The following is a 10,226-nucleotide window of genomic DNA, read 5'->3' as shown; positions in this document are numbered from 1 at the left end:
CCTGCGGGCCGCGCGCGAGGGCAACGCGGCGCGGCTGATCAGCGTCCCGGATTACGACCGCTACCTGGCCCTGCCCGAAAGCCAGAGGCGGCCGAACGACCTGGTGCTGGTCAAGCCGCAGTAGCGCCTCGCCGGGTGGGCGGTGCAGGGCGGTCCCGCTTGGCGGGGCCGCCTTTTTTCATGCGCGGGTTCGCGGCGATGCGCCGCACGCGGCACATGGGCGCCGCGACCGCCCCGGCAGGATGGCAACACCGGCGCGGGCAAAGGGAACCTTCGCACCGACCTCTCGTTGAACTCGGCGGCAAACGGCCTATTCTGCAACCGGGCCCTTGTTCCATCACGAAAGGACGAAGCCGGATGACCAACCAGACGCAGGCCAGCGCCCAAGCTGCCTTGGACGAAATCCAGACCGTGACCGCGGTCGTCCTGCCCGAACCCCCCGCCGCCGCGCCGACGCTGACCGAGGCAGAACCCGCCGTCGCCGAGGAAATCCGCAAGCGCATGGCCGAGGTCGACATCCGCGATTCGGGCTCGATCGTGCATTTCGGCGCCCGCGCCCAGAACGAATTGCAGGAAATCAGCCAGGCCATGCTGGCGGATGTCAAGAACAAGGACGTTGGCCCGGCCGGCGAATCGCTGCGCGAGATCGTGACCACCATCCGCGGCTTTTCCGTCAGCGAACTCGACGTGCGGCGCGAGCGCAGCTGGTGGGAAAGGCTGCTGGGCCGCGCCGCACCCTTCGCCAAGTTCGTGGCGAATTACGAGGAGGTGCAGGGCCAGATCGACCGCATCGCCATGGACCTGGACCAGCACCAGCACCGGCTGCTCAAGGACATCAAGTCGCTGGACCTGCTTTATCAGCGCACGCTGAACTTCTATGACGAACTGGCGCTCTATATCGCCGCGGGCGAGGAGAAGCTGGCCCAGATCGACCGCGACGAGATCCCCGCCCGGGAAGCCGCCGTCGAATCCGCGGCCGAGAACGACAAGGTCATGGCGGCGCAGGAGCTGCGCGACCTGCGCTCGGCCCGCGACGACCTGGAGCGGCGGGTCCACGACCTCAAGCTGACGCGGCAGGTGACGATGCAGTCGCTGCCCTCGATCCGGCTGGTGCAGGAAAACGACAAGTCTCTGGTCACCAAGATCAATTCGACGCTGGTGAACACCGTGCCGCTGTGGGAGACGCAGCTGGCCCAGGCCGTCACCATCCAGCGCAGCGCCGAGGCCGCCCGCGCGGTCAAGGAGGCGAACGACCTGACCAACGACCTTCTGACCGCCAACGCCAAGAACCTGCGCGAGGCCAACGCCCAGATCCGCACCCAGATGGAGCGTGGCGTCTTCGACATCGAGGCGGTGCGCACCGCCAATGCCGAGCTGATCTCGACCATCGAGGACAGCCTGCGCATCGCCGACGAGGGCCGCACCCGGCGCGCCGCCGCCGAGGAAGACCTCAAGGCGATGGAGGCCGAGTTGCGCAAGACGCTCGCCTCGGCCGGCGCCCGATCCGCAACCCCCGCAGCCAAGACGCCGTGACCCTGCCAGCCCGATCCCACCTGCCTCTTTCCGCAGCCCTCGCGGCGCTGGCGCTGCTTGCCGCCTGTACGCCGGAGCCGCCGGCCGAGGCGCCGCCCCCCGCGGTCGAGGCACCGCCGCCGCCCGAACGCCCCGACCCGCCGGTCGACCTGGCGGCGCTGCGCCGCGAGCGCGCGGAAAGCGCCCGTGCCGCCAAGGCGCGCGCCGAGGCCGCCGCCGCCTCGCCCGCCAGCCGCAACATGCGCGACTATCTTGCCGGGGTCGAGCAGGCGCTGATCGCCCGCGGCAGGCTGCGCACTGACAGCGGCGACGAAATCGCGCTGACGCCGGAAAAGCTGGCCGACACCTTCATCGAGGTCGCGCTTTACGACGAATATGTGCGCGAGGGCGGCAAGCTGGTCTCGCGCCCGACGCCGGCGCCCTTGCGGCGCTGGCAGCAGCCGGTGGCACTGCGGCTGGAATTCGGCGATTCGGTCGCCCCCGACCAGCGCGCCCGCGACCGCGCCGAGATCGCTGGCTTCGCCGCCCGGCTTGCCCGCATCAGCGGCCATCCGGTCGCGCTGACCGGCGGCGCCGGCAATGTCACCGTGCTGATCCTGAACGAGGACGAGCGCCGCGCCATCGGCCCGCGCCTGGCCGCGCTGGTGCCCGGCATCCCGCCCGGCGACATCGCCGCCCTGCGCGATCTGGCGCCGCAGAACTATTGCACGGTCTTCGCCTATTCCAACGGCAATTCCCCGGTCTATGCGCAGGCGGTGGCGCTGATCCGGGCGGAGTTGCCGCCGCGCATGCGCCGGTCCTGCATGCACGAGGAACTGGCGCAGGGCATGGGGCTGGCCAATGACAGCCCCCGCGCGCGCCCCTCGATCTTCAACGACAACGAGGAATTCGCCTATCTGACCCGGCATGACGAGCTGCTGCTGCAGATCCTCTACGATGCCCGGCTGCGCCCCGGCATGACCGAGGCCGAGGTCCGCCCCATCGTGCTGCAAATCGCCCGCGAACTGCTGGACACCGAAGCATAGGCCCGCCGCTCGGGTCTTGACGCCGGGCGGCTGCGGGGCACTATCGCAGGCAGGCGTCCCGCAGAGCGAAAGGCAGCCCCCATGAGCATCTTCGACATTCTCGGCGGCGAGTTCATCGAGATCATCGAATGGACCGACGACACCCGCGACACCATGGTCTGGCGCTACCCGACCGTCGGCAAGGCGATCAAATACGGCGCCAAGCTGACCGTGCGCGAGGGCCAGGCCGCCGTCTTCATCCACGAGGGGCAGCTGGCGGACGTGTTCCAGCCCGGCCTCTACATGCTCGAGACGAACAACCTGCCGGTCCTGACCCGGTTGCAGCACTGGGACCACGGCTTCCGCAGCCCCTTCAAGTCCGAGATCTATTTCGTCAACACCACCCGCTTCAACGACCTGAAATGGGGCACCAGGAACCCGGTGATCGCGCGCGACCCGGAATTCGGCCCGGTGCGCATCCGCGCCTTCGGCACCTATTCCATGCGCGTGACCGACCCCGGCCGCTTCATGACCGAGATCGTCGGCACCGACGGCGAATTCACCCGCGACGAGATCAGCTTCCAGCTGCGCAACATCATCGTGCAGGAATTCTCGCGCATGATCGCGGGCTCCGGCATCCCGGTGCTGGACATGGCGGCGAATACCGGCGACCTGGGCCAGATGGTCGCCAAGGCGATCGGCCCCACCGTCGCCGCCTATGGCCTGACCATCCCGGAATTCTACATCGAGAACATCAGCCTGCCCGACGAGGTGGAAAGGATGCTCGACAAGCGCACCTCGATGGGCATCGTCGGCGACCTGAACCGCTTTGGCCAATATGCCGCATCCGAGGCGATGCTGAACGCCTCGAACCAGCCCGGCGGCATGGGTGCGGGAATGGGCGCGGGCATCGGCGCCGGGCTTGGCGCGGGCATGGGCGCCGCCATGGCGCAGCGCGGCCCCTGGGGCGCCGTGCCCCAGCAGCAGGCGCCGCAGACCCCGCCGCCGCTGCATCCCGAAACCGTCTGGCACATCGCCGTGAACGGCCAGGCCGACGGCCCCTATGGCCGCGCCCATCTCGGCCGCCTGGTGCGCGAGGGCGGCTTCACCCGCGAAACGCTGGTCTGGACCCCCGGCCAGGACGGCTGGAAACCGGCCGAGGAGGTCGCCGAACTCGCCCAGCTCTTCACCGTCGCGCCGCCGCCCCCGCCGCCGATCCCGAAGGCGGAGTAAGCCGCCGGAATGCCGACCCCGCCCTCGGAATACCGCTATCCTTGCGAGAATTGCGGCGCCAGCCTGGAATTCTCGCCGGGCCAGCAAAGCCTGGTCTGCCCCTATTGCGGGCATGAAAGCCATATCGGCCCCGGCCCCGCCCGCGCGCCCTCGCGCCAGGCGCAGCAGGGGCGATGGGGCGAAAGCGCCATCCTGCTCGACCCGGCGACCGGGCGGGCGCTGCAATGGGACGGCGGGCACAAGGCGCCGCAATTGCAGGAACTGCCGCTGGAACACGGGCTGTCGCTGGACCGGCACAGCGACCTGACCGAGACGATACGCACCCTTTCCTGCCCGAATTGCGGCGCCAAGGTCGAGATCACCAGCGACCGCCACGCCTCGGCCTGCCCATTCTGCGCCACCGCCGTCGTCACCGACACCGGGACGACGCGCCACATCAAGCCGCAGGGCGTGCTGCCCTTCGTCATCACCGAGGCGCAGGCGAAAGCCGCGCTCGAGGACTGGCTCAAGGGGCTCTGGTTCGCGCCCACGGGCCTGACCGCCTATGCCCGGCGCGGCAAGAAGATGAGCGGGGTCTATTCGCCCTTCTGGACCTTCGACGCCGACACCGCCTCGCGCTACACCGGCGCCCGCGGCGACTGGTATTACGAAACCGTCTATGTCACGCAGATGGTGAACGGCCGCCAGCAGCGGGTGGCGCAGCAGGTGCGCAAGACGCGCTGGACCCCGGTTTCGGGCCAGGTGGCGCGGAATTTCGACGATGTGCTGGTGCTGGCCTCGACCTCGCTGCCGCGCCGCATCACCGATGCGCTGACGCCTTGGGATCTGTCGCATCTGGTGCCCTACCGGCCCGAATACCTCGCCGGTTTCCTGGCCGAGGGCTATACGATCCCGCTGGGCTCCGGCCATGACATCGCCCGGCAGGAAATGGCCGGGGTGATCGCCATGGACGTGCGCCGCGCCATCGGCGGCAACGAACAGCGCGTCACCGGCATCGAGACCCGCTTCGCGAACGAGACCTTCAAGCATATCCTGCTGCCGGTCTGGACCGCCGCCTATCGCTACAACGGCAAGAGCTATCGTTTCGTGGTCAACGGCCAGTCCGGCCGCGTGCAGGGCGAACGGCCCTGGTCTGCCTGGAAGATCGCCCTTGCCGTGCTGCTGGCGCTGGCGCTGCTTCTGGCGGCGCTGTGGCTGAACGAGCGCGGCGGTTTCATCCGCATCGGCGCGGCCCCGATCACGCAGGATATTTCCATCGCCGACAGTTACCGCTATCAGGAGACAGGAACGGGCTGACGAAGGAAGGGGAGGGCCATGATCCTTTGCGCCGGGGAATCGCTGATCGACATGGTGCCCGAGGGCGCCAATTACCGGCCGCTGCCCGGAGGCGCGGTCTACAACACCGCCATCGCGCTCGGCCGCATGGGGGCGCAGACGGGCTATCTCTGGCCGATCTCGCGCGACACGTTCGGCGAGACGCTGCTGCGCCCGCTGGCCGAGGCCGGGGTGGATACCGGGCTTTGCCCGCGCAGCGACCGGCTGACCACGCTGGCCTTCGTGACCCTGACCGGTGGCGAGGCACGCTATTCCTTCTATGACGAGGGCTCGGCCGGGCGCATGTTCGCCCCCGAAGACCTGCCCGAGATCCCCGATACCGTCTCGGCGCTGTTCATCGGCGGCATCAGCCTGGTGCCGGACCCCTGCGGCGCCGCCGTCGAGGCGCTGGTGGAGCGCGTGCGCCACCGCGTGCCGGTGATGCTGGACCCCAACATCCGCCCCTTCTTCATCGCCGACGAGACGGCCTATCGCGCCCGGCTCGACCGGCTCATCGCCATGGCCGACCTGGTCAAGCTTTCGGGCGACGACCTGGAATGGCTGATGCCCGGCGCCAGCTTCGAGGAGGCCGCCGCCGCGATCCTGTCCCGCGGGCCGCGGGTGGTCTTCCAGACCGGCGGTTCGGCCGGCGCGCGCGCGCGTTGGTCGGGCGCGCCGCTCTCTGCCCGGGCGGTGCGGGTCGAGGTCGCCGACACGATCGGCGCCGGCGACACCTTCAATGCCGGCGTCCTGGCCGCGCTGGACCGCGCCGGGGTGCTGACGCGCCAGGGGCTGGAGACGCTGGCGCCGGAATCCATCGCCCAGGCGCTCGCGCTCGGCACAAGCGCGGCGGCGATCACCGTCTCGCGCCCCGGCGCCGACCCGCCCTGGGCGCATGAACTGGCCGCCCTGCCGGGCTGAAGGACGGCAGCGCCGGCGCTTTCACCGTTTCCCAAATACCCCGGCGCAAGGCGGCAACTCCGGCGCCGCGCGCCTTCCGGGCAACCCGTCCGGCAAGCCGCTGGCGGGGGGCGACAGCCGGGCCGGGCATTTCCGGACAAGGCGTCTTGAAACCCCGGCCGCCTGTCCCAAGATAGAACCACCGAACCGCGGCAACCGTCAGGAGACCGAATGCCTGCACAAGGCAAAGGCCCGCCTTCCGGCGATCCCGATCCCGGTCCGGCGGCCGGGAACCAGGATCTGCGGCCGGGAAACGGCCCGCCTTGGCGGCGTGAGCATCTTTCGGACGTGCTGACCCGAATCGCCGGCGACACCAGCCGCGACAGGCTCAGCGTCACCGACCTGCTGATCCTGCTGGAGGGGCGTGCGACCGCCGGGCTTCTGCTGCTGTTCGCCTTTCCCAACATCCTGCCCATGCCGCCGGGCACCTCGGGCATCCTGGGCCTGCCGCTGGTCTATCTCTCGTTCCAGATGATGCTGGGCCAAAGGCCCTGGCTGCCGCGCTTCATCGCCCAGCGGTCGCTGCCGCGCGCGGATTTCGCGGCGATCCTCGCGCGCTGCGCGCCCGCCCTGGTCCGGGCCGAAAGGCTGCTCATCCCCCGCATCCTGCCCCTGTCCTCACCCTTGGCGGTGCGGCTGGTGGGCGGGCTTTGCCTGGGACTTTCGATCGTGCTGCTGCTGCCGATCCCGCTCGGCAACATGCTGCCGGCGCTGGCCCTCGCCATCCTCGCGCTTGGCGTGCTGGAGCGGGACGGGCTGTGGATCGTCGGGGGCGGCCTGCTGGCCATCCTGGCCTTTGCCATCATCTGGGGCGTCATCTGGGCATTCATCCGCGGCCTGTCCCTGCTGTTCGCCTGAGCCATCCGGGCCGGGCGATCACCCGCCGGAAGATGCCAAGGACGGCGGCACAGGCCGGAAAGCCGAAGGCGGGCCGCAGCCGGAACAGCCGGACATGCCGCGCGGCCGGGCCGGACGAAAAGCGCCATGGTGCCGGCGACCTCCTCCAGCGTCACCGCCTGCAATGGCCCGGTATCAGGGTCGCCAGCCCGCGGATCAACCCGCCGGCCACCCAGCCGCTTGCCGGCTGGAAAGGCCGAGACCTGATGCCGGTCCACCGCAATGACCGGGAAACGCAGCGCCCAACGCGTCCCCGCCGCCGCACAGGCGCGAAACAGGGCCTCGGCCCCGGCGACCGGGACGGCCGAGGCATCCTGGCAAGCATTGTCCCGGAGCGTGCCCACGCAGCCTACCGCCGCGTCGATGTCGCGAAGATGCGACTGCCGGCCTCCGACCCGGTGGCCTGCCGGAAATCCGCACAGACCCGGTGCGAGACCGTGCCAGGCAGCGCCGGCACAGCGCGGCGAACGGCTATCCAGGACGGGACGAACCTCCGGCAGGCGGCATTGTGCAGCGCCGGGCCGCGGAGCCGGAACAATGTCCGCCCAGGGTGGTTATACACGCATAACGTGTCCGAAGATCGCCGGCGCAACCCCGTTCAAGGCTGCCGCGACCCGCATTTCGATCGTGCTTTCGTCAAGGTTTTTCCAGTCGTGCCGCAGGCGTTCTTCCATCGCACCAGGAGGAAAACACCATGCCGCACCGGATCCCGCCCCCCCGAGGCAAGGCGCTTGCAGCCTGCCTGCTGCTTGCCGCCTGCACCGCGACGCCGACCGCAGGGCCGGACAAGGGCCATGACATACAGGTCTCGTCGCCGGGCCTGGTCGAGTGCAGCGCCCCCAGCCCGCAGGTCGTCCAATCCGGCCTGAACGCGACCAACCGCGCGCGCAGCCGGGCCGGGCTGCCGGCGCTTCAGGCCGATGCCCTGCTGTCGCAGGCCGCCGCCGCCCATGCCTGCGACATGGCGCAGCGCGGCCGGATGAGCCATGCCGGCAGCCGCAGCAGCGGCCCGGCACAAAGGCTCAAGGCGCTGGGATATGCGCCGCGCATCACCGCCGAGAACATCGCCGCGGGGCCCTATGGCACCGAACAGGTGCTGGGGGAATGGAACAGCTCCAGCGGGCATCTGGCCAATATCCTGATCCCGCAGCTGCGGCAGTTCGGCATCGGCCATGCCACCGGCGCGGATGGCCGGACCCGCTTCTGGTCGGCGGTCTATGCCGCCCCGGCCGGGCGCTGAGCGCAGGGGATCGGCCGCAGCGCCGCCGCCCTATCGCGCCGCGGCCTGCATGCCCTGGCCTGCCTGAACCGCGGTGACGGCGGCCGCGTCGACGATGTCCTGCACCGAGCAGCCGCGCGACAGGTCGTTGGCGGGTTTAGCGAGGCCCTGGAGGATGGGTCCGATGGCGGTAAGGCCGCCGAGGCGCTCGGCGATCTTGTAGCCGATATTGCCCGCGGCCAGGTCGGGAAAGACAAAGACGTTCGGCCGCCCCGACAGCCGGCTTGCCGGCGCCTTCCTGGTCCGGATCGCCTCGTCCAGCGCCGCGTCGAACTGCATCTCGCCGTCCACCTCCAGCTCGGGGGCGGCGGCGCGGATCAGCGCCAACGCCTCGCGGATGCGGCCAAGGCTCGGGTGATCGGCCGAACCCGCGGTCGAGAAGGACAAAAGCGCCACCCGCGGCTCCTCGGCCAGCAGCCGGCGGCAGCTTGCGGCGGCCGAAAGCGCGATGGCGGCCAGTTCCTGCGCATCGGGCTGGATCACCAGCCCGCAATCGGCGAAGATCATGCCGCCCTTGATCGGCGCATCGGGTCCGCAGGACAGCATCAGGAAAAAGCTGGACACGATCCCCGCATCCGGCGCCCGGCCGATGATCTGCAACGCGGCGCGGACGGTATCGGCGGTGGTGGCGACGGCGCCGCCCAGCGTGCCGTCGGCCTGGCCCAGCCGCACCCGCATCGCCGCCTGGCGGATCGGGTCGCGCATCTCGTCGCGCGCGCGCTCGGCGGTCATGCCCCTGGCCGCGCGCAGCCGGTGCCAGTGGTCGGCCAGTTCCGCCAGGTCCGGCGCGCCCGCCGGGTCGATGCGGCCGGCGCCGGGGATCCGGGGCCCGCCCATCAGGGTGACGCGGGCCAGCCCCTCGGCCAGCAGCCGGCGGGCGGCCTCGGCCACGCGCGGGTCGTCGCCCTCGGCCAGGATGATGTGGCGATCCAGCGCCCTGGCGGTCTCGTGGATGCGGTCGAGCGGTTTCATGGCGTTACCCCAAAAGATGCAGGCCGGCGGTGACGAAGACGGCCAGGAACACGGTCTCGGCCAGGATCAGCGCGATGGCGCCGGTGCCGACCTCGAGCATCTTGCCGAGCGAAGTCTTGATGCCGACCGCGGCAATGGCGATCAGCAGCGCCCAGCGAGAAACCTGGCCGGCGAAATCCGAGACCCCCTGCGGGATCAGCCCCAGGCTGTTCAGCCCCGCCAGCGCCAGAAAGCCGATGACGAAGCCCGGCAAGAGCGGCGGCGCCTTGCCGCCATCGGCATCGGCCAGCCCGCGCGCCCGGATCGCCAGCGAAAAGCACAGCACCACCGGCGCCAGCATGGAAACGCGGATCAGCTTGACCAGTGTCGCGGTCTCGCCCGTCTCGGGGCCGATGGAAAAGCCGGCGCCGACCACCTGGGCCACGTCATGGATGGTGCCGCCCAGGAAGACGCCGGAATCGCGCGCCGTGAAGCCGAAAAGCCCGGCCAGCATCGGGTAAAGCACCATGGCCACGGTCGAAAGCACGGTAACGGACAGCACGGTGAAGACCAGGTCGCGCTCGGATTTCTCGTACCGCGGCAGAACGGCGGCGATGGCCATGGCCGCCGAGGCGCCGCAGATCGCCACCGAGCCGCCGGTCAAGAGCGCAAAGCGCCAGCCGCGGCCGACCAGCCGGCTGGCGGCAAGGGCAAACAGGATGGTCAGCACCACGCCCGCCACCACCAGCGCAATGGCGCCCGGCCCCAGCGCCGCCAGCATGCCGGCCGAGATGCGCGCGCCCAGAAGCGCCACCCCCAGCCGCAGAACGGTGCGGGCGGTAAAGGCGATGCCGGGGGCGGTGCGGGTGCCGTCCTCGGCCAGGAAGTTCAGCGCCAGGCCCAGGAGCAGCGCCAGCAGCATGGCGGGGGCGCCGTAATGATCCGACAGGAATTGCGCCGTGGCCGCGACCAGGGCCGAGACGGCGAAGCCCGGAAAGGCTTCCTCGATCAGGCCGCGCGAAGGGATCATGGTGGAAATCATCGTCCTCACCGGG

9 protein-coding genes are annotated in these 10,226 nt (G+C 70.3%); 7 read left to right on the top strand and 2 right to left on the bottom strand.

Annotation, left to right across the window (positions count from 1 at the left end; translation table 11 throughout):
* Positions 1-357: 357 nt before the first annotated feature.
* From ACDP63_RS20365 to ACDP63_RS20335, 7 genes are all read left to right on the top strand, one after another.
* A complete protein-coding gene (locus tag ACDP63_RS20365) occupies positions 358-1,533 on the top strand; it encodes a toxic anion resistance protein (RefSeq protein ID WP_024845507.1) in 1,176 nt (391 codons plus the stop codon).
* Positions 1,530-2,558 carry a DUF2927 domain-containing protein gene (locus ACDP63_RS20360; RefSeq protein ID WP_024845508.1) on the top strand — a complete coding sequence of 343 codons (1,029 nt, stop codon included), beginning with the start codon at positions 1,530-1,532 and terminating at the stop codon, positions 2,556-2,558. Before ACDP63_RS20365 ends, ACDP63_RS20360 begins: the two co-directional genes overlap by 4 nt.
* An 81-nt stretch (positions 2,559-2,639) precedes the next feature.
* Positions 2,640-3,770: an SPFH domain-containing protein gene (locus ACDP63_RS20355; protein ID WP_024845509.1), complete on the top strand. Its 1,131-nt coding sequence runs from the start codon at positions 2,640-2,642 to the stop codon at positions 3,768-3,770.
* Positions 3,771-3,779: 9 nt separating this feature from the next.
* The gene (locus ACDP63_RS20350) at positions 3,780-5,066 is read left to right on the top strand and encodes a hypothetical protein (protein ID WP_024845510.1); all 1,287 of its coding nucleotides are present in this window, start codon (positions 3,780-3,782) and stop codon (positions 5,064-5,066) included.
* A gap of 18 nt (positions 5,067-5,084) precedes the next feature.
* Entirely contained in the window at positions 5,085-6,005 is a 921-nt protein-coding gene (locus ACDP63_RS20345; RefSeq protein ID WP_024845511.1) for a carbohydrate kinase family protein, read from the top strand.
* Positions 6,006-6,215: 210 nt separating this feature from the next.
* On the top strand, positions 6,216-6,902 hold the full coding sequence (locus tag ACDP63_RS20340; protein ID WP_024845512.1) for an exopolysaccharide biosynthesis protein: 687 nt from the start codon (positions 6,216-6,218) through the stop codon (positions 6,900-6,902).
* A 733-nt stretch (positions 6,903-7,635) separates the two neighbouring features.
* Positions 7,636-8,181 (top strand): CAP domain-containing protein, encoded by a 546-nt coding sequence (locus ACDP63_RS20335; protein WP_024845513.1) that lies wholly within the window; start codon positions 7,636-7,638, stop codon positions 8,179-8,181.
* Positions 8,182-8,211: 30 nt separating this feature from the next.
* On the opposite strand, the gene ACDP63_RS20330 is transcribed toward ACDP63_RS20335, so the two are convergent.
* Positions 8,212-9,192: a phosphate acetyltransferase gene (locus ACDP63_RS20330; RefSeq protein WP_024845514.1), complete on the bottom strand. Its 981-nt coding sequence runs from the start codon at positions 9,190-9,192 to the stop codon at positions 8,212-8,214.
* Positions 9,193-9,196: 4 nt separating this feature from the next.
* Positions 9,197-10,213 (bottom strand): YeiH family protein, encoded by a 1,017-nt coding sequence (locus ACDP63_RS20325; protein ID WP_024845515.1) that lies wholly within the window; start codon positions 10,211-10,213, stop codon positions 9,197-9,199.
* Between the last annotated feature and the right edge of the window lie 13 nt (positions 10,214-10,226).

The organism is Paracoccus sp. P2, from assembly GCF_046335115.1.
Taxonomy (GTDB): Bacteria; Pseudomonadota; Alphaproteobacteria; order Rhodobacterales; family Rhodobacteraceae; genus Paracoccus; species Paracoccus pantotrophus.
Note: the sequence above shows the minus strand (reverse complement) of the source record. Positions and strands in the feature narration are given on the sequence as shown.